Source organism: Vreelandella sulfidaeris, assembly GCF_042429665.1.
Lineage (GTDB): Bacteria > Pseudomonadota > Gammaproteobacteria > Pseudomonadales > Halomonadaceae > Vreelandella.
On the sequence record NZ_JBHMAC010000013.1, the window covers coordinates 522,413 to 542,945 of the forward strand.

The 20,533-nt window shown below is 57.9% G+C and carries 15 protein-coding genes; 5 read left to right on the plus strand and 10 right to left on the minus strand.

Going from position 1 to position 20,533, the window contains the following annotated elements; all coding sequences use genetic code 11:
* Positions 1-11: 11 nt before the first annotated feature.
* On the minus strand, positions 12-479 hold the full coding sequence (locus ACFFLD_RS17015; protein WP_386042514.1) for a TspO/MBR family protein: 468 nt from the start codon (positions 477-479) through the stop codon (positions 12-14).
* 142 nt (positions 480-621) lie between these two features.
* Positions 622-1,740: an alkene reductase gene (locus tag ACFFLD_RS17020; RefSeq protein WP_386042516.1), complete on the minus strand. Its 1,119-nt coding sequence runs from the start codon at positions 1,738-1,740 to the stop codon at positions 622-624.
* Positions 1,741-2,124: 384 nt separating this feature from the next.
* Between ACFFLD_RS17020 and ACFFLD_RS17025 the strand changes: the two genes are divergently transcribed.
* Positions 2,125-3,684 (plus strand): Fic family protein, encoded by a 1,560-nt coding sequence (locus ACFFLD_RS17025; RefSeq protein WP_386042518.1) that lies wholly within the window; start codon positions 2,125-2,127, stop codon positions 3,682-3,684.
* Positions 3,685-3,794: 110 nt separating this feature from the next.
* Here the strand turns inward: ACFFLD_RS17025 and ACFFLD_RS17030 are convergent, their stop codons facing one another.
* The 5 genes from ACFFLD_RS17030 to ACFFLD_RS17050 all read right to left on the minus strand — a co-directional run bounded on the left by ACFFLD_RS17030 (position 3,795) and on the right by ACFFLD_RS17050 (position 8,563).
* A complete protein-coding gene (locus tag ACFFLD_RS17030; RefSeq protein WP_386042520.1) occupies positions 3,795-4,169 on the minus strand; it encodes a hypothetical protein in 375 nt (124 codons plus the stop codon).
* Between the two features lie 138 nt (positions 4,170-4,307).
* Positions 4,308-5,492, minus strand: coding sequence for a M24 family metallopeptidase (locus ACFFLD_RS17035; RefSeq protein WP_386042522.1), 1,185 nt, complete (start codon positions 5,490-5,492; stop codon positions 4,308-4,310).
* 69 nt (positions 5,493-5,561) lie between these two features.
* Complete coding sequence (locus ACFFLD_RS17040; protein ID WP_386042524.1) at positions 5,562-6,302, minus strand: TSUP family transporter; 741 nt, start codon at positions 6,300-6,302, stop codon at positions 5,562-5,564.
* Positions 6,303-6,331: 29 nt separating this feature from the next.
* The gene (locus ACFFLD_RS17045) at positions 6,332-7,024 is read right to left on the minus strand and encodes a transglycosylase SLT domain-containing protein (RefSeq protein WP_386042526.1); all 693 of its coding nucleotides are present in this window, start codon (positions 7,022-7,024) and stop codon (positions 6,332-6,334) included.
* A 120-nt stretch (positions 7,025-7,144) separates the two neighbouring features.
* On the minus strand, positions 7,145-8,563 hold the full coding sequence (locus ACFFLD_RS17050) for an aminotransferase-like domain-containing protein (protein ID WP_386042528.1): 1,419 nt from the start codon (positions 8,561-8,563) through the stop codon (positions 7,145-7,147).
* Between the two features lie 293 nt (positions 8,564-8,856).
* Between ACFFLD_RS17050 and ACFFLD_RS17055 the strand changes: the two genes are divergently transcribed.
* The 4 genes from ACFFLD_RS17055 (at position 8,857) to ACFFLD_RS17070 (ending at position 14,649) form a co-directional block, all read left to right on the plus strand.
* Positions 8,857-10,272: an APC family permease gene (locus ACFFLD_RS17055; protein WP_386042530.1), complete on the plus strand. Its 1,416-nt coding sequence runs from the start codon at positions 8,857-8,859 to the stop codon at positions 10,270-10,272.
* Positions 10,273-10,302: 30 nt separating this feature from the next.
* Complete coding sequence (locus ACFFLD_RS17060) at positions 10,303-11,754, plus strand: NAD-dependent succinate-semialdehyde dehydrogenase (protein WP_386042532.1); 1,452 nt, start codon at positions 10,303-10,305, stop codon at positions 11,752-11,754.
* Positions 11,755-11,921: 167 nt separating this feature from the next.
* Complete coding sequence (gene gabT / locus ACFFLD_RS17065) at positions 11,922-13,193, plus strand: 4-aminobutyrate--2-oxoglutarate transaminase (RefSeq protein ID WP_386042534.1); 1,272 nt, start codon at positions 11,922-11,924, stop codon at positions 13,191-13,193.
* A gap of 181 nt (positions 13,194-13,374) precedes the next feature.
* Entirely contained in the window at positions 13,375-14,649 is a 1,275-nt protein-coding gene (locus ACFFLD_RS17070; protein ID WP_386042536.1) for a cation:proton antiporter, read from the plus strand.
* Between the two features lie 53 nt (positions 14,650-14,702).
* Here ACFFLD_RS17070 and ACFFLD_RS17075 read toward each other — a convergent pair whose 3' ends face one another.
* From ACFFLD_RS17075 to ACFFLD_RS17085, 3 genes are read right to left on the minus strand one after another with little or no spacing between them, the layout of a single operon-like run.
* Positions 14,703-17,927, minus strand: a complete 3,225-nt coding sequence (locus tag ACFFLD_RS17075; protein WP_386042538.1) for an efflux RND transporter permease subunit — start codon at positions 17,925-17,927, stop codon at positions 14,703-14,705.
* Positions 17,924-19,096, minus strand: coding sequence for an efflux RND transporter periplasmic adaptor subunit (locus tag ACFFLD_RS17080; protein WP_386042540.1), 1,173 nt, complete (start codon positions 19,094-19,096; stop codon positions 17,924-17,926). Before ACFFLD_RS17080 ends, ACFFLD_RS17075 begins: the two co-directional genes overlap by 4 nt.
* On the minus strand, positions 19,093-20,532 hold the full coding sequence (locus ACFFLD_RS17085) for an efflux transporter outer membrane subunit (protein ID WP_386042542.1): 1,440 nt from the start codon (positions 20,530-20,532) through the stop codon (positions 19,093-19,095). The genes ACFFLD_RS17080 and ACFFLD_RS17085 overlap by 4 nt, the downstream gene beginning before the upstream one ends.
* Position 20,533 lies beyond the last annotated feature (1 nt).

Here is a 20,533-nt window from a genome sequence, read left to right on the forward strand (position 1 = left end):
TTTGTTAGAGGCTAAACTTTATTTAACCGATAAATAGTGGCATTTAGGCTCAATGCCAGTAACACCCAAAGCCAATAGGGCACCATCAGCCATGCCGCTAGCGCACTCGTCTGGGAAAACAGCACGATGGCAACGGTAATTAATATCAGTAATGCCACGATATCCATCAGCGCACCAGCGATCTGCTTTCGGCCAAAGAACAGCCATGACCAGGCCGCATTGACGATAAGCTGCAAAGCGTAAATCACTAAACTCGCCGTGCGCCACGCAGAGTCTTCGGCCATATAAATTCGCCACGCCGCGATAGCCATCAAGACATACAAAATGCCCCACGCAATGGGAAAGGCGATATCTGGGGGAGTCCAGGTGGGTTTACGCAATTCACGGTACCAGCTGTCGGGCCTAAATCGTGCGCCTGTGCTGGCGGTAAGGCCTACCAGCAGAAGGGACACCAGCAGCGCCAACATCGAACCAAGCATGTATTACCTACCTGTTAATACGAAGTAATCAGTAGCCTACCAGTATTTAACTCTTTTTAGATAATAAAAAAGCACCACCTAAGTGATGCTTTTCTGTGTTAAGTACTGTTTTAGAAAGAAGGCTTCTTAGAATAACGGCTGCTTAGCCAATACGATCATAGCCGTTATCCATAAAAGGATAGTCGGTATAGCCTTTTTCATCGCCACCGTAGAACGTGTCGTGGTTCGGCTCTGTCAGAGGTGCATTCACGCGGAAGCGCTCGGGCAGATCAGGGTTGGCGATATATGGGCGGCCAAAGGCGATAACGTCAGCCGTTTTATCCTTGATACGGGCTTCTGCGTGCTCAGCGTCGTAGTTGCCGCAGTAGATAAGACTGCCGGAGAACCGTTCACGCATTTGCTCACGGAAACCGTCAGGGAAATGGATATCGCCACCCGCCCAGTTGGGTTCGTTCAAGTGCAGGTAAGCGAGGCCACGCTTGGAAAGCTGCTCAGCCATGTAAAAGGCCATTTCCTTAGGCTCATCATCGGTTAACCCGAATAGCTCGATAAACGGCGTCATGCGGATACCGACTCGATCAGCACCATAGACCTCAATGACTGCATCAATGACTTCCAGCGGGAAGCGGGCACGATTTTCAACAGAACCCCCATACTGGTCGGTACGCTTGTTGGTGCCGGTCGCCAGGAACTGATTGAGCAGGTAAGCGTTAGCGGCGTGGACTTCGACCATATCGAAACCAGCCCGCTTGGCACGAACAGCTGCCTTGCGATAGTCATCGACGATGCCTGGAATCTCCTCGGTTTCGAGCGCACGAGGAGTACTGGTGGGGTGCTGGCCCGCAGTGCCGTCTTCAAACTCCACGAAACACTGAGCGCCTTCCCCTTTCAGCGCACTGGGGGCGACCGGCTGCTGGCCATCAGGTTGAACCATTTCATGAGAAACGCGCCCAACGTGCCACAGTTGCAGCGCTATCCGCCCACCTTTGGCATGAACGGTATTCACGACATCTTTCCAGCCAGCTTCCTGCTCATCGGTCCAGATGCCGGGCGTATACACATAACCGCGAGCGGTGGGTGAAATATTGGTGGCTTCGCTGATAATCAGCCCGGAGCCAGCACGCTGACCGTAATAGGCTTGCTGCATCTTGCCCGGCACGCTGTCGGGTGTGCGCGCACGGGTCAGCGGTGCCATAATCACGCGGTTCGGGAGTGATACACCGCCCATCTGAATGGGGGTAAACAGTGTTTCGAAAGCCATCAATTAAGCTCCTTTTGAATGCTTCGATGAAGTAGTATGTCCAGAATAGACCAGTTTACTAGTTAACGCCAACCGAATAATACAACACCTATTGGTAGGGCATGGGAGGCTTATTGAGCAATCTCGCTGGTACCCTTGCAGCTTATTAGTCAGGAAGTCTTCGTTAGCATGTTAAAGAATGCATCTCAGCGCCGTCCTTATCAGGTGGCGGAAACCATCAAAAGCTGGATTGTGGATAGGCAGTTAAAGCCAGGTGATCGGCTACCTAGCGACTCGGAGTTAATATTGCATTTACAGGCACCGCTCTACATTATTAGGTTAACTTAAATGTTATAAGGCTTTGCACGTGCTGAATGACGTCAACCAAACGCTTAAGCAGGCGGCATGACACCTAAACTCCCCATCAATATTGATGACTTACTCCATCACCGCACGGTGGAAAACGAGCGCATTGAATACAAGGAAGGTTGGAACCCTGACTCCATCCTGCATACCTTGTGTGCCTTCGCTAACGACTTTCACAATTTGGGTGGTGGTTATGTACTGGTGGGTGTTGCTGAAAAGAATGGCCAACCGCAGCTACCGCCTACCGGTTTACTACCGGAGCAAATCGATGCTATTCAAAAAGAGCTGTTAAATCTCGGGCATTCGGCGATTGCGCCGAACTATCATCCGTTAACAGCAACCTATGAAGTTCAGGATAAAACCATTCTGGTGCTATGGGCTCCGGGCGGTGAAACACGTCCCTATAAAGCTAAAACCAGCTTGAGTAAGAAGAGTGAATGGGGCTATTACCTGCGCAAACATACCAGCACGGTTAAAGCATCAGGGCAGGATGAGCGCGAGCTGCTAAGTTTGGCGGCAACCGTACCCTTTGATGATCGCTATCGCCAAACTGCGAATTTAAGCGATCTTTCTCCCTATTTGATGCGTGATTTTTTGCACGACATTGGCAGCGAGTTAGTGGGCGAAGCCCGCGAGCTGGATATTGAAACCTTGGGCCGCCGAATGAATGTGGTTGGTGGGCCAAGCGAAATGGCTTTTCCTAAAAATGTAGGCCTGTTGTTCTTTAACGAGCAACCCGAGCAATTTTTTCCCGCGACTCAGATAGATGTGGTGTATTTCCCAGATGGTGCCAGTGGCGACCATTTTGAAGAGAAGGTGTTTCAGGGGCCGCTGGGGCGTATCACGCGGGATGCATTAGACTACATTAATCGCAACTATCTGAAAGAAGGCGTAACAAAACATGCTGATCGCCCACAGGCCGAGCGTTTCTGGAATTTTCCGCTAGCTGCCATTGAAGAGGCGGTGGTGAATGCGGTTTACCATCGTTCCTATGAAGTTCGTGAACCCATTGAAATACGTATCGATGGACACGAGCTGGTAGTACTAAGCTTTCCAGGGCCAGATCGCTCTATCCGCTTGCAAGACTTGCAGGCAGGTAAAGCGGTCAGCCGCCGCTACCGCAACCGGCGTATCGGCGAGTTTCTAAAAGAGCTGGATTTAACGGAAGGTCGTTCAACGGGGGTGCCCAAAATTCTTCGGGTAATGAAGGGGAACGGTTCTCCAGAACCAGTGTTTGAAACCGACAATGAACGCAGCTACTTTCTAATTCGCTTACCTGTTCATAAAGGGTTTTGGGTTGGCGAGGGCATTGCCCCTCCAGCAACTAAGCAAGTAACCGAACAAGTAACCGAACAAGTAACCGAACAAGTAACGCGGTTATTGCACGCTCTGCTTGAAGAGCCAATGAGCACTAAAGCACTTCTTGAGGCGTTATCACTCACACATCGCCCCACGTTTTTACAAAATTATCTACAACCGGCACTGGCACTGGCATTGATCGAAATGACGCAACCTGACTCACCACGTAGCCCCACTCAAAAATATCGATTAACAGATCTAGGTAAGCAAGTGCTTGTTACCAAGCATGCGCATCCATAAACACCACCCCTATCAATTTCAAGGTCTGGAGCTTCTCTATTACCTGCTACCACGCTGACAATCGCTGCTAATAGATACCGCTTCTTGCCTCGGGATGTCCCAATGATCGCTCAACTCCACTTCGCCCACGGCCAACGCCGTTTGGAAGGGGTGTCGATTTGTTGAAGCGCGCTGGTTAGCGGCAGCATAATCGCGCTCAGTTGACGGTGGCAGACGGCGCTACTCAGTACGCCGGGGCACTGCTTAAGCAGCAGATCGCATTGTTGCGAGGCGATAAAAAGCTGCTCTACCACTGCGGGAACGAACAGCGGCTTTGCCTGTTGGCAGCAGCGAGTGAGTTCCCGCGATAGCATTGAAAGCATGCGGGTATCCAGCCAACACGGCAGTGGGTCTTCCAGACGGCCGGCAATAGAGTGCTGAACCGCTTCAAACGACGTGCGTAAAAACAGCAATGTTTGACGAAGCTGGCGCTGCTCACTGGTCATGTTACTTTCCTTTACCTCATCGGCTTTTCATTGACGATAGTGCTGGCTAAAAAGATAGTGTTTCTCATTTGCATCTTTGCTGACGATAGCGTTAGTTCATAACCGTGTCAATGCTTTGGCTATGGGAGCCGATGCCTATTAACACGCCTCAAACAGCTGCCAATCATTGTCGGTTAGTGGCTTGGCACCTTGTTCGGTCACCACGACGGTGTCGCTTAAACCAACCCCCCACTGGCCGGGCACGCGTAGGCAGAGTGGCAGATGAAACACCATATTGGTTTCAAAGGTGCGGGTCTGGCCTTCGGCGATGTAGCCCGTACCCTCCACCCAGCTAGGCGGGAACTGCGCCCCAACGGCATAGCCAAAGACGCCAGAGAAGAACAGCTGGTCACGCTGGGGAGCAAGCAGTTTGTTGGCCGCCTGGGCAGCGGCGTCAAAGGTAGTGCCCGGTCGCATGGCGTCGCACAGTGTTGCAAAGATTGAGCGGCACAGGTCTCGAGTGTCGTTAAGTTCTGCGCTGGGTGTGCCGGTAACGGCAGTGCGCATCATGGGGGCTGTATAGCGTTGATAGGCGGCGCCGAACTCCAAGAAGACCGGTTCATTAGGCTGTATGACACTCCGTTTATGGTTAACGTGAATCACCCCAATGCGGTGGCCGCTGGTGACAATGGGTTGCAAGCTCATAAACTCGCTGCCGTTTTCGAGTAGTGCCTTTGCACCGATGGCGGCAATGTCGTTGTCGGTCATGCCGGGTCGAATGGCGGCGATCGCCATGTCTAAACCGGCGGCGGTGATGCGCGCGCTCTCTTGGAGCATCTCAAGCTCGGCACTGCTCTTCACAATCTTGATCGCATCCAACAGATCGCCCGCTTCATAAAAACGCTCTTTACCTACCGCCTGGGCCAGTGCGTTCATGACGCCGACCCGTAGCCCGCTGCTCCAGCCATCAATACCAATGTGCTGGCAGGACGAAAGCAAATCCACCAGCGGGGTGATGATTTCATCCAGATTTTCCCAGCGGTAGCCAATAATCTGGTCGACCCTGGCGGTCACCACTGCCGCTCCAGTTTCTATCGAGGCGACTTGCAACACTAGCCGCGTTTGGGTGCAGATCAGGCAGGCATGAACGGAGACTTCAAAGGTGTGATAACCCGTGAGGTAGTTAATGTCGGCGGGATCGGTCAATAGCAGCGCCTCTAGCCCACGCTGCTCCATGGCATTGCGCACCTTCTCCAGGCGCGCCTGGTATTCGGCAGTGGGAAAAGGTAGTTCACTCTGGGCGAGCGTTTCCGCAAGGGCTTCGCGGTAGTGGTGATAATCCATAGCGACCTCCAGCATCAGGTAAGGTCAGTATAGGTGCCTGCCTGAAGCTCGCTTTTATCTCCCTCAACGCTAGCGGGTGAGAAGGAATAACCCCTGACAGAAATAGAAAACCCCAATGCCGGTCACGATCCAGCGGGTCCAGGTACGAAAGTTGGCATCGGTAAGGCGATGCAAGATGCGGTTGCCGGTGTGGGTGCCAACGATTGCAAACGGCGCTGCTAATAGCACAATGCCCCATTCGCCCGCACTAAGCGCCATGGCAGCGCCCAGATAGAAAATGATTTTAATGCTATGCGCGACTACCTGGATCATCGCCTTGGTGGCCACGACCTGACGGCGATCCATGTGTGAGCGTACAAAGAAAATATCGATTAGCGGTCCGGAAACCCCCGCGGCGATAGTCAACCCGCCAGAGGCCATGCCGCAGCACAGCGCATGGCTGGCGCGGTTAGCGTCAAGGTGAAACCAGCGCTTGGGCATCCACACTAAAATCGGCATCAAACCAATCAATAGCGAGACAGTAGCGGCGTTAGGACTGTAATTGAACAGCAATAACAACCCTGCCGCACTCAGCACGCCAAGCGTCATGAACGCAACGATACGCCAGACAATAAACTGCCGCGATAACCATGCACGCGACCCGTTTGCGGTGAGCTGTATCACACCATGTACCGCCATCGCGGTGCCAGCAGGGAAAATCACCAGCAGAAACCACAGTAGTACTAAACCGCCTGCCATCCCGAACACCCCAGAAAGCATCGAGGTGAAAAACACCACGATAACCAGGGCTGCCCCAATCCATAGTGACATTATTGAATCCCTTAACGCTCTTGATTGTTTTAACTACGACAGAACGGCCAGACCTGGTAAAACTTGCGACATTGAAATTCGGCTTCGCAGGCGTTGAGTTGAGCCTGGTAGCGGTTAGCGCGGGAGGCCACTTGACGACCTGCACTCACTACTTGTGGCTTGGAGCGGTAAGTGCCTCGTTGGTAGCCTCCCGCGCCTTCGTGATAGGCATAATAAAGGTGTTCTGGATTATTGAGTGATATGCCCGCCTGCTGCTGAGAGCGACGGTTGTACCAGCCGATGAAGTCCGTGGCGTGCTTCATATGCGTACGCCGGGCAAAAAGGCTGCCGGCTTGATCCTCGTATTCTCCCCACACCGGATCCTGGGCCTGGGCATAGCCTTTGGCAGAGGAGGGGCGTGGTCCGGGTATAAAGCCTAGATAGTATTTGCGGTCAGGGCGGATATGGCTACGAAACGAAGACTCCTGCTGAATAAATGACATTTGGGTCGCAATGGGCGTGCCCCACTTCTGCTCTGATGATTGTGCGTAGTCGTACCAACTGGGCTGCTCACGGAATATCTCGCACAGGTTGCTTTGATCCTGAGGAGGATTGGGAGCGAAGGTGGCGCAGCCAGAGAGAACCAGCACCAAACTCAGCGATAGCCACAGGCGTAGCGTATTGAAACTGGACGTCAGCTGAGCCGGGGAAAACGTCATAAAGCCATCAAGGGAGCGAGGCATAGTAGCGTCCTTAGATTAATTTCCTTCACAAACACGTGTGGATAAATAGGTGAGAACCTGTGGGTAAGTCAGTGATAAGCATGTCTAAGCGTTAGATTAGCTATGGTTAATAAAAGCGCTTTAAGATAACAGAAATTCAAGTGAGCGTCGCAGCCGCTGGGCTTCTCGCACCAAGGTTTCACCAGACAGCATGCCGACCCCCATCACCAGACCCGAGCGGGGATCGTGGCTCGCACACACCGGGCTTAGTGGGCGCACAATTAAATGCTCTTTCAAGAGCGCTTTAGCAATGTGCACGTCGTTAATATGTGGTGCGAACTCAACGCAGAGGCTGATCGCGCTGCTCGGCGGCGAAATGCGGCGTACCTGTGGCAGCATATGTAGCTGGTCATGCAGAACCTGTTGGCGGCCTAAGTAGTCGCGTTGAATACGCCGACACCAGGCATCCAAGTCGCCATCGAACATGAACTGCGCCAGTACCGCCTGATCAAGCATGCGGCCTTCGCGGAAAAGCTCACTGCGTAGACGATTCATCGGTCCCGATAAATGATGGGGTACCACTAAATAGCCCAGCCGTAGTCCTGGAAACATCATCTTGGAAAATGAGCCGACCAGCAAGTGGCGCTCCGAATGCGGGTCAAAGAGCAGGTTAGGGTGGTCGTCACGGCTGAACTCGTAGTCATCCTCAAGAATATAGGTGGGTGTCAGTACATCGCACAGGCGCTGCTTATCTTGAACGCTGGTGGGCACGCTGAGCGGATAGTGGTGGGAGCCGGTGAGATAGACCAACTGAACGGGGTCTGGCGCCTCGGGCAGGGTATGGCCGACCCCAGGCTGCCACGCCAGCATCTCGACATTCAGCCCTGTAGCGGTAAAGACATTGCGCGCTCCCCAGTAGCAGGGCGACTCCATGGTCACCGTATCGCCCACGTCGGCCAGCGCCATGGCGCAAAGCTCAATACCGTTATGGGTACCATCGGTAATGATAATCTGCTCGATATCGCAACGAATATTGCGCCAGCGCTCAAGAAAATCACGTATCGCGCGCTTTAACGGCCCATAGCCACCGGTCGAATAGGAGAGTAGCAGCGCATTCTGCGGCACCGTCACACTGGCATATAGCTGGCGCCATTTACGCATTGGGAACTGAGCGATATCGGGAATGCCCGGAACAAACGCGCCGCTTTGGATCAAGCTGGCGCCAGGGCCCTCCAACACTCGTTGAGCACGTGAAGAGAGCTGTGCATTAACATGCAGCGGCGGGTTTGTGGTCGTGGGCTTGCTGGTCCAGGTTCCATGCCCATGGGCCGTTTTGAGCAGCGCATCTTCGAGTAGTGGTTGAATTGCCATCGCCAGGGTTTGCCGAGCCACCCCTAATGCCTCCGCTAGCTGGCGGTGGGAAGGCAGTCTCATCCCGGATGGCCAATATTGAGTAATCGCTTGACGCAATGCCAGCTCAATACGCACCTGCTTGCTTAAACGCTCAGGTTGATGTGCATAAAGTTCTTCAAGTTGGTGCACGACCTCCTTGCGATCCATTTAATGCCTCTTTTGTCTTTGTGAATGGCTGCTGTGAGCCCGACATTGGTCAATGGTTAGACGAAAGCAGTATGTGAAGTCTGCCCCTTTTTGGTGCGCTACAAAAATGGTCTAGTCGAAAAAAAAAGTGGTGCATTCGCCTTTTAGCTATTGCCTGATAGCGTGTTGCCACCCTGCCTAATCAGCCTGTTTAAAACGCTTTTGTTAAAGGCGAATCAATGAAAAAAGCAGGTCAGGCAACTGCGCCCCTGAGCGCCCATGACAACATCCAATAACTTGCAGGACACTTTATAATGAACACACCTTCATCAGAGCAAGAAGGGCTCGTACGAGTACTCGCCCGGGGTGATGTATTAGCACTGGCTTTCGGCGCCATGATCGGTTGGGGCTGGATTGTACTCACCGGTACCGCCATTCAGTCAGCCGGTAGTCTAGGCGCTATTATAGCCTTTATTATCGGTGGTTTAGCGATTGTATTGGTGGGCCTGACCTACGCCGAACTTGCCGCCGCCATGCCGAAGGTGGGAGGCGAGCACGTTTATAGCTACCGTGCTTTGGGCCATTTACCCTCCTTTTTATGTACCTGGGCGATTATTCTAGGCTACTTAAGCGTGGTTGCGTTTGAAGCCGTTGCGTTGCCCACGGTCATTGAGCATTTAGCCCCCAACTATGCGGTGGGCCACCTATGGACGATTGCCGGGTGGGAAGTGAAAGCTACCTGGGTCGCTGTGGGGGTTGGCGGCTCGCTGATCATGATGGCTATCAACTACTTCGGCGTGACCACTGCTGCATTACTGCAAAAGGTCGTTACCGGATTAATCTTGCTGGTAGGCGTCATGTTTGTCACTGGTTCGCTGTTTGAAGGCGAAACCATCAACATGATGCCACTGTTCACCCAGGCCGATACGGGCGTATTTGCGGGCATTGTGGCCGTACTGGTTATGGTGCCGTTCCTGTTTGTCGGCTTTGACGTCATTCCCCAAGCGGCAGAAGAAATCAACCTACCTTATAAGGCCATCGGCAAAGTGCTGATGATGTCGGTGATTCTGGCGGTAGTGTGGTACGCGCTCATCATTTTAGCGACCAGCCTAGCGCTGAATAGTACTGAGTTGGCGGCAAGCTCGCTCAGCGTGCCGGATGCCATGGGCTCTCTGTTTAACGCCGCTTGGGCAAGTAACCTGATGGTGATGGCGGGCATCGCGGGCATCATTACCAGTTGGAACGCCTTCTATATTGGCGGATCTCGGGCGATCTATGCCCTGGCCCGGGCGGGTATGTTGCCAGCGCCGTTTGCCAAGTTGCACCCGCGCTATAGAACCCCGACCAACGCCATTTTCATGATGGGCTTTCTCTCTTGCTTGGCGCCCTTCTTTGGCCGCCCAGCGCTGGTGTGGATCGTTAATGCCGGTGGCTTGGGCATCGTGCTGGCTTACCTGTTTGTGGCGATCTCCTTTGTAGTGCTGCGCGTTCGTGAGCCGGACATGCCACGCCCGTTCAAAGTCAGCAACGGCAAGCTGTGCGGCACATTAGCTGTCTTACTCTCTTTCGGTATGGCGTGCCTCTACCTGCCGGGTAGCCCCGCCGCGCTGAGCAGTGCTGAATGGACCATCTTCGCTGGTTGGGCAGTACTCGGCTTAGCCCTGTATGTACATGCCCTGCGCACCTACGGTCGCGATTACAGCGACCGGCATATGAAGATGGATCTGTAAGCCTTTTACCTCGTTATCTAGGAGCCATGTATGAGCTTTATCGAACAGTGGTTACATGATGCAGTACCTGCCCTGGTGGGCAGCGAGTGGCGCAAAGGTCAGCAGAGCTTTGCCGTTGATAACCCTGCGACCGGCGAGACCATCGCCCACGTGGCGGAGCTGACCGCTGATGACACCCGGGATGCCGTAGCCGCCGCGTATGCAGCAGGCCCCGCCTGGCGCGCTACGCCGGTTAAGCAGCGCTCAGCACTGCTGCGCCGTTGGTTTGAGCTGATCAATGAGCACGCCGATGATCTGGCCCGCTTAATGACGCTAGAGCAGGGCAAGCCGCTGGTGGAAGCCAAAGGCGAAGTGACCTACGGCGCCTCGTTTATCGAGTTCTTCGCCGAAGAAGCCAAGCGCATGGCCGGGGAAACTCTGCCCAGCCACGGCGCCGATAAGCGCCTGATGGTGCTGCGTGAGCCGGTCGGCGTGGTCGCGGCCATCACGCCCTGGAACTTCCCGCTGGCGATGATTACCCGCAAGTGCGCGCCCGCACTTGCGGCTGGCTGTACCGTTGTGATCAAGCCCGCCGAAGCCACGCCGCTCACTGCCTTGGCGGCGGCGTATCTTGCGCTGGAAGCGGGTTTGCCCGCCGGCACCATTAACGTGGTGACTGCCTCCAAACCGGCGGAGGTCGGCGAAGTGCTGACCACCGATCCCCGTGTGCGCAAGGTGTCGTTCACCGGCTCGACCCCGGTCGGTAAGCGCCTGCTCGCCCAGTGCGCCAGCACCGTTAAGAAAACCGCCATGGAACTGGGTGGCAACGCGCCGTTCATCGTCTTTGACGATGCCGATGTGGACGCCGCCGTTGATGGCGCGATCGCCTCTAAATTCCGTAACGCCGGGCAAACCTGTGTTTGCACCAACCGCTTTCTGGTGCAGGACGGCATTTACGATGCGTTCATCAGTAAGCTCACCGAGCGGGTGAAAGCCCTGAAGGTGGGTGACGGCCTGCTGGACGGCAGCATGATCGGTCCGCTGATCAACCAGGCCGCGGTGGATAAAGTGCAGCGCCATATAGACGACGCCATGCAACACGGCGCCCGCCTGATGTGCGGTGGCGAGACTCACGGCGCCGGTGAGCGTTTTTTCACCCCCACGGTATTGGCCGATGTCACCACGCAGATGATGGTGGCTGGTGAGGAAACCTTTGGCCCAGTCGCGCCCGTGTTCCGCTTCAAGCACGACGAAGAGGCCATCCAGATGGCCAACGATACGCCGTTTGGTTTAGCGGCCTACTTCTATGCCACCGACTACCGCCGCATCTGGCGCACCATGGAAGCGCTTGAGTACGGCATGGTGGGTGTCAATGAAGGGCTGATCTCGACCGAGCTGGCGCCATTTGGCGGCGTGAAGGAGTCCGGTCTAGGCCGTGAAGGGTCCCATCACGGCCTCGATGAGTTTACCGAACTTAAATACGTCTGCGTCGGCGGCTTATAGGTAATCCTGGCTGAAGGCTTGCGCGGGCAAATCGCTGCGTTGCGCGGTGCTCAGAATCCTCACATATAACCCATATGCTCCGGTTCCTGTGCTCCGTGCGCCTTGCGCTTAATTCTGCTCAGCGCTTTATCCAGCACTTACCCGACTATTAATTTTCGAGAGAGACAATGACTAACCAAGAATTGAACGAGCTGAAAAACCGTTATGTAGCCAACGGCGCCGCCACGCCGACGACCCAGTTTGCTGAGCACGCGGAAAACGCCGAATTGTGGGACGCCGACGGCAATCGCTGGATCGACTTTGCCGGCGGTATCGGTGTGCTTAATCTGGGTCACCGCCACCCGAAAATCGTCGCAGCAGTAGAAGCGCAGCTCAAGAAAGTCATGCACACCAGCGCCGCGGTCATCTCTTACGCGCCTTACGTTCAGCTGTGCCAAAAGCTTTGCGAACTGACCCCGGTGCGCGGCCCCGAGCGTAAAGCCATGCTGGTCAACACCGGTGCCGAAGCGCTGGAAAACGCCGTGAAGATTGCCCGCGCCGCTACCGGTCGCACCGGCATCATCACTTTCGACGGCGCCTTCCACGGCCGCACCATGATGACACTCGCCATGACCGGCAAGGTGTTGCCCTACAAGAATGATTTCGGTCCGATGCCCGGTGATGTGTTCCGCGCGCCGTTCCCCAATCCCTTGCACGGTATCAGTGAAGAAGCTTCGCTCGATGCCATTCGCACGTTGTTCAAGACCGATATCGCCCCGCACCGTACCGCGGCCATCGTGATCGAGCCGGTACAAGGCGAAGGCGGCTTCTACATCGCCTCACCGGATTACCTGAAGGCGCTGCGGGCGCTGTGTGACGAGCACGGCATTATGTTGATCGCCGACGAAGTGCAGTCCGGCTTTGCGCGTACCGGAAAGCTGTTTGCGCTTGAGCATAGCGGCATCGAAGCGGACATCCTGACCACCGCCAAGAGTCTGGCCAACGGCATGCCGTTATCGGCTGTCGTGGGTTCGGCCAAGGTGATGGACGCCTCCGGCCCCAACTCGCTGGGCGGCACCTACAGCGGCAACCCGCTCTCCTGCGCGGCAGCGCTGGCGGTAATCGAGGCGATTGAAGAGGAAGATATCCTTGAACGCAGCGTACAAATGGGCAACATGCTGGCTGAGCGTTTTGCGGTGTGGGAAGCGCGCTTCCCCGCCGTGGCTCATGGCCGCCAACTGGGCGCCATGGCCGCATTTGAATTGCTTGATAGCGATGGCAAGCCCGACGCCGCGATGACCGGCAAGCTTTGTGCCAAGGCCCGCGAGAAAGGTCTGATTCTGCTTTCCTGTGGCTTTTACGGTAACAGCATTCGTATTCTTGTACCGCTGACTGTCTCTTCTGCGGTGTTGGAAGAGGGCTTGAGCATTATTGAGGAGTCGTTGGAAGCGCTTAGCTAATAGCGTTTAAGCAGTACTAAGCCCGCCCTCGTCAAACAGCGAAAGCCGTTGGCGATTGGCGGGTTTTGCAATTTGGGGCCACATTAACCTACTCGAAATGCACGGAGCCTTCGCTCAATGAAGCGGGCGGCATCATTGCCGCGCTACTCTTATATTCTTGTTGTTCCAATCAGGAGCGTTAATGAGCGTATTTTCTCTGGTGAGCATATTGATCACGCTCGCCGCCGTCTCGAGTTACTTCAACTACCGCTATATCAAATTGCCGACCACGATTGGCGTCATGCTGGTGGCGCTGGTCGCCTCGCTGATCCTGATCTTGATCAGCCCCTACAATGAAGGGCTGCGTGATGAGGCGACGCGCTTGGTGGCGCGTATTGACTTCGATCAGGTGGTGCTGCATGGGATGCTGGCCTTTTTGCTGTTTGCCGCTGCCATTCACGTCAAGTTCGATAACCTGGGAAGAGAGTGGCTACCTATTGCGCTACTCGCCGTCGTGGGCACTCTGATGTCCACCTTCATTGTGGGGACGTTGACCTGGCTTACGCTTGACTGGATGGGGCTCGGCATTCCCTTTCTGCACGCCCTGCTGTTCGGCGCCTTGATTTCCCCGACAGACCCTATCGCGGTGGTCGCCATCATGAAGTCTGTGGGCGTTTCCCAGCAGCTCGAGAGTCAGATAGCCGGGGAGTCGCTGTTCAACGATGGCCTGGGCGTGGTGGTGTTTCTGGTACTGCTGCAGCTTTCCGGGCTGGATGCGGCGGCGGAGGGCTCGCACATGTCATCGCCCATTGATGCGGCGGCGATCGGCATGTTGTTGCTCAAGGAAGTGGGTGGGGCGTTGCTGCTGGCCTCGATCGTGGGGTATGTGACCTATCAGATGCTCAAGCGCGTGGATAACTATCAGGTCGAAGTGCTGCTTACCCTGGCGCTTGCCATGGGGCTTTATGCCCTGGCGGATAGTTTGCACTTATCGGCGCCCATTGCGGTCGTGGTGGCCGGTTTGTTTCTGGGTAATCACGGGCGCCTGTTTGCCATGTCGGAGAAGACGCGCGACAACGTCGATACATTTTGGGAACTGATCGATGAGATTCTGAACGTGGTGCTCTTCTTTTTGATCGGTCTGGAGCTTCTTGTTCTGCCCATTGAACGCGCCTGGCTGGTGGCGGGTGCGTTGGCGATACCCATCGTGTTGGCGGCGCGCGGGTTTTGTGTCTCCCTCATCATGGGCCCGCTCAGCCGTGTGACCAGCCAGTCTCCAGGTGCGATCCGAATTCTTACCTGGGGCGGGCTGCGCGGCGGTATTTCAGTAGCCATGGCGCTGTCGCTGCCCGAAAGCGAGCTCAGAAATCTGGTGCTCACGCTGACCTACTGCGTGGTGGTCTTCTCGATAGTCGTGCAGGGGTTAACCATGGGGAAAGTCATTCGCACCAGCAGCAAACCGCTGGCACGCTCATGATTCCCAGGCAGGCCGTTCGCTGACGGCCTGCCTGGAATCAAGAAGCGGAGGCGCTAGTCCAGCACTTCAGGCTCGTTGGCATTCGCCGGGGTCAGCAGATAGTAAAGCGCGGGCACCACCAGCAGGGCGAGCAGTGTGGCTGAGATCAGCCCGAAGATGATCACCAGCGTCAGCGGCCGATAGCTTTCGCTGCTGATCGCCAGCGGTACCAGCCCGACGATGGTGGTCACCGCGGTAGTCAGCAGCGGGCGCAGCCTTCGCGCCGCGCCGGCGGAGGCCGCTTCGGCCACGCTCATGCCCTCCTTGAGGAAGCCGTTCATGGTATCGACCATGATGATACCGTTGTTGATCGCGATGCCGATCAGCGATACCAGCCCGATCATGGCGAAAAACGAGAACGTGATCCCGAATGCCCAGAAACCAAGCGCCGTGCCGATGATCGCCAACGGCATGGTGGTGAAGATGATCAGCGCTTGGCGGAAGCTGCTGAACACGATGACCAGCACGCCGACCACCAGCACGATGGCCACCAGCATGGCGATCCCCACCGAGCCCAGCGTATCCGCCGTCTCGGCGGACTCGCCGCCCACCGCGATGCGATAGCCTGCGGGCCAGTCGCGCTGCAGCTCATCAAGGCGCGGCGAAATCTCGTTCATGATCTCGGTCACCGTGCGGCCCTGGTTCTTGGCCAGCACCGTCAGCGCGCGTTCACCACCGACGTGGGAAATGGCAATCGCGCCTTCCGACTGGACGGGACTCAGAAGCTGGAACATGGCGATGGAGCCGCCGTCCGGAAGGTAGGCGCGCACCCGCGAGAACTCCTCGACATTGCTCGGCCCGCCCGCCTCGCCGGGCTGGCTTGGCCACTCCATCCCTAGGCGAATGTCGAGGTCGTCGGTTTCCCCGGAGGTGGCGAAGGTGCCGATGATATCCGAGCTGTAGGCGATGCGGATCTGCGAGGCGAGCTCATCGTAGGAGATACCGAAGAAGCTCAAGGCGTCGCGGTTGGGGCGCAGCGCCAGTTGGGGCTGTGGCGCGCCCAGGTTGTCGCGCACGTCCACCACGTTCTGGGTCGAGGCGAGCACGTCCTGCACCTGAAGCGACAGTTCCTTCAGGGTATCCATGTTGCCGCCCAGCAGCTGAATCTCGATGGGGTCCCCCGGCGACGGCCCGCTGCTCTCCGGCACCACGAGCAGCTCGGCCCCGGCAACGTTGTCGTTCAAGAACGCGGAAAGCTCTTCGCGCAGCGCCTCCGCCAGCACATAGGAGTCCGCTTCGCGCGCCTCGCGCGATTTGAACATCGCCGAAAAGCCGATGAAGTTCTCGGCGTTGCTGGGCTGCAGCGAACCGCTGCCGGCGAACGGGCTCTTGAGCCCCACCAGTTTGCTGATGCTCGCAAAATAGGGTTTGTCGCGCAGAATCTCGCCGACTTGGTCGGCCACCACCTGGGAGGTCTCCAGCGGCGCAGTGGGCGGAAGCTCGATATTAATCCCGAGGCGCTCGCCGTCCGCTGCCGGAAAGAGCTCAAGGCGTGTTTGGGTAAACGCGAACAGCGAGACCACGAACAGCGCGACGGCGCCCAGTACCCAGAGCCAGGCGCGGCCGCGGCTGGCCACGATATAGCGACCGTTAAAGCGCTCCACGCTGTCGACGGCGCGCTGGGTGACCCGGTCTGCCAGGCCCGGTTTTTCATCGCCTTCGGCACGGCGCTGCTTGCCCAGCAGCGCCCGCGAGAGCGGCACCGCGCAAAGCATCGCGACCACGAAAGAGAGCACAAGACAGATGATGATCGTAGCCGGCAGAATGCGCACAAAAGCGCCCATGGTGCCGCCAATCGACATCAAGGGTGCCATGGCCAGAAGTGTGGTCACCTGTGCGGCGAAGACAGGAATCGCGTAGCGTTTGACGGTGGCCAGCACGGCCTGGCCGAAGGTACGCCCGTTGCGGTAGATCTCGTCGTGCAGGCCCTCCATCAAAATGATGAACACATCGATGATCATGACCAGCGCGATCACCATGCCGATGATCACCAGCTCGTTAAGCGAGTAACCAAGCGCCCAGATGACCAGCAGCACCCCGGCAAAGGTGACGGGCACGGCGAGCCCCGACACGATCGCCTCGCGCCAGGAGATGGTGATGAACAAAATGGCAAACACGACCAGCATGGTTTGCAGGGCGCTGGTAAAGACGTCCGTCAGCGAGTCCCAGATCTGTACGGCATCGTCCTGAAGTACCGAGTAGCTCACCTGGGAAGGCCAGGTGCTGGCCCCTTCCAAACCGGCAAGCGTGGCGCGAATGCGCTCCACCACCTGCACGGTATCGGCGCCCGGCGTCTTGGTGATCGACATCTCCAGCGATGACTCGAAGTCGCGGCCAAGCTCACTGAAAAACGCCCGCGACTGCTCGGTTTCCTGCATACGCTTGACCGTGGCGACCTCGCCCAGGGTCAGCGCCCGCGAGCTTTGGCTGTTCTCCAGGCGGGAGACGGGCAGCGCGCGCAGGTCGTCGATATCGGAAAAGCGGCCTTCCAGACGCACCACCGCGCCCATGTTCTGGCTACGCACTTCGCCAAACGGCTGCTCGATATTGGCCTGCTGCACGGCGTCGCGGATGGCGGTGGGCGAAAGCCCCAGCGCGAGAAGCCGCTCCGGGTCGATGAGGATCTGGACGATATCCTCGCGCTCGCCGCCGATGTTGACCTCGTTGATGCCCTGCACGCGCTCCAGCGCATCGCGCATCTGCCGGGCCGTCTGGTTGAGCATGGCGGAGTCGGCGCTTCCGTGCAGCGCCAGGGTCAGAATCGGCCGGTCGTCCACCGAGCTCTGGCTGATGTTGGGGCTTTCGACCTCGGCGGGAAAGCCGGACTCCGCATCCGCCACGGCGGCGCGCAGTCGGGTCATGGCGTCGGTGGTATCGGTCGAGGCATCAAACTCGACGGAGATGACCGACAGCGAATCGAAGGAGGCGCTGTTGACCTTGTTCACGCCGCTGAGCGTGGTGATTTCATCCTCGATCAGGTCGGTGATCTGCTCTTCCACCGAGCGCGGGTCCGCCCCGGACCACACCGTGGTAATGCTCGCCTGGGGGATATCGAGGGCGGGCAGCGCCTCCTTGACCAGCGCCGAGTAGGCGAACAGCCCGCCCAGCAGCATGGTGAGGGTGAGCAGAACGGCGAAGATCGGTTTGAGAAAGAAAAAACGCATCAGCCGGTGGGCGCTGCGCACCTCCTCGGTTTCGCGGCGCGGCGATGGCGTTTGCTCTACGGCATCCGAGCTCATGGCTGACCCCCGATGAGCGTGACGCGGTCGCCGTCGTTTAGCCGGGTGCGCCCTTCGGTGACCACCTGTTCACCGGGGGAGAGCCCTTCCAGCACTTCGCGGCGCTCGCCGGCCTGCTGGCCGAGCTGGACGCTGCGCTCTTCCACCCGGCCGCTTTGTTCATCGAACACGAACACGAACGCCTGATTGTTCAAAAAACGCAGGGCGCTGAACGGCACGCTCAGCGCATCGGTCATTTCAGGCTCGGCCATCCAGACGGCGACGAAGGCGCCATCCTGCAGGCGCGGGTCGTCCTCGGTCGTGCGAAGGGTAACGCCGAAGGTACGCGACTGCGGGTCGATGGAGGGGCTGATCGCGTGGATTTCACCGAGCTCCTGACCGTCCAGCGTTTCGGGGTCGAGGTTATCCGCGTTTTGCGGCAGCCGCCCGCCGATGATGGCGCGCGCGCCCACCTCGACGCGGTTGAAGTTGTACGACGGCAGGTCCACCCGTATTTCGAAGCTCGAGGGGTCGATCACCAGCGCCGGCACCGTTTGAAGCGCGCCCTGCTCGGTGGAGGTGTCCACCGTGGCGGGCATGAAGTAGCGGCCCTGCTCGATGTTCAGGCGCGCCAGCACGCCGTCGATGGGGGAGACCAGCCGCGACTCCTCGAGCATGATCTCGGCCTGGGCGATCTGGGCACGGGCGCTGTCGCGGGTGGCCAGCGCCTGCTGGACCTCGACCCGCGCCTCATCCAGCTCCTGGGCGGAGGCGGAGCGCTGGTTGACCAGTGTCTGGTAGCGGTCCTGGGTGACGCGCGCAAGCGAAAGGCTCGCCTCCGCTTCCTCGAGGGACGCCCGCGCGGAGGCCAGGTCCGCCTCTAGCCGCTGGGGGTCCTGGTGGGCAATCAGCTGACCTTCGGACACCGGCATGCCCTCGCGCAGGTCCTGATCCACGAAGGTCACCTTGCCCTGTTCGGTGAAGTTCAGATACTCCCGGCCCAGGGAACGCGCGGTGCCCTGGCTGTAGGTCCAGCCTTGTAGCGCGACCACCTCGGCGGGTTCGACGCGCACGCTGACCGCGGGGGCCTGCTGGACCTCGGCGTCCTCGGTAGGTGCCGCTTCTTCACTCCCGCAGGCGCTGAGCAGCAGTAACAAGGCTAGGCTAGCCGCGATGGTTTTCATGTTCATAACGCAGAGGTTCCTGTAAGGGACGGGTCGAACGCCGAGACGGCATCGAAGCCGCCTCCCAGGGCAAGGTGCAGCGCAATACGGTTTTCCAGCCGGTCGTACTGGGCGGTGATGGTGGCGCTATGGCTATCCAGCGCGCGCTGATAGCTCTCCAGTACGTTCAAAAAGGGCTCGATGCCCTGCATGTAGCGGTTGAAGGAGACACGCACCGCGGCCTCGGCGCTTTCGGCGGCCTCGTCGCTTTCAGCGACGCGCCGGGCCAGCAGGTCGTCCACCGCTAGCGCCGTCTCGACTTCCGACAGGGCGGTGAGCGCGGTATCGACGTACGCGTAGAACGCCTCGTCACGCTGGCCGCCGGCGATATCGGCCTGGGCGCGCAGCCGCCCGCCCTGAAATACCGGCTGCACGAGATTGCCCGCGATCGTCCAGATGAACGAGCCGCTGCTGAACAGATCCGCAAGCTCGCTGCCCGTGGAGCCGGCGCTGCCACTTAGCGAAATCGAAGGTAAAAAGGAGCGCTCCGCGGCGGTTAGCCGGTAGTCCGCCGCCTGCAGCGCCCATTCAGCACTGCGCACATCGGGCCGGCGCGCCAGAAGCTCGGCAGGAATGCCCGCCGAGGGCAACGGCGGTACGGCGGGAAGCTCGCTGATAGTGATCAAATCCCCGGCCGGGTACTGCCCCATCAGCGTTTCCATTTGTCGCGTCACGCGGGCCAGGTTTTCACGGCGCTGCGCAAGCCCGGCCCTGGCCGAGCCCAGGTTGGCATTGGCGAGGGTAAGGTCAGTCGGCGAGACGATCCCGGCGTTGGCGCGATTCTCGACCTGACGGGCGAACTCCTCGAGCGCCTCGACCGTGTTTTCGGAAAGCTCAACCTGGGCGCGGGCCTGCACGACACCGAGATAAAGCGACACGACATCCGCCGCCAAGGATTGGTGCATGCCCCTGAGCTGCTCACTGGCGGCAAGAAAATCCGCCTGCCCCGCGGCAGAGAGCGATGACAGCCGTCCCCACAGATCAACTTCCCAACTGACGTCCAGCGAAGCGTTATGCGTATTGGAAATGCTCTCCCCGCCGCCCTGCGCTCCCGGACGGCGTTGGCGGGAACTGTTGAGTCCCGCGCTGACTTGGGGGAAAAGGTCCGCCCGCGCGGTGCGCGCCTGCGCCTCGGCGATACGCGCCTGGGCGATGGCCTGGGCAAGCCCCGGGTTATGCTCCAAGGCATTGGTAACGAAGATGTTTAATTCCTCGTCCTGAAAATCCTGCCACCAGGTATCCGCGACAAAGACTTGCTGCCCGGTCGCTGCCAGAAAAGCGCCGGGGAGCTCGACCGGTGGCGGCGGGGAGTTCGGAGAAGGCGTTGCCGCACAGGCGGTGAGCAACATCCCCAGCCCACAGAAATAAATGAGTCGGCTAAAACCAGTGATGGGTATCGGCATA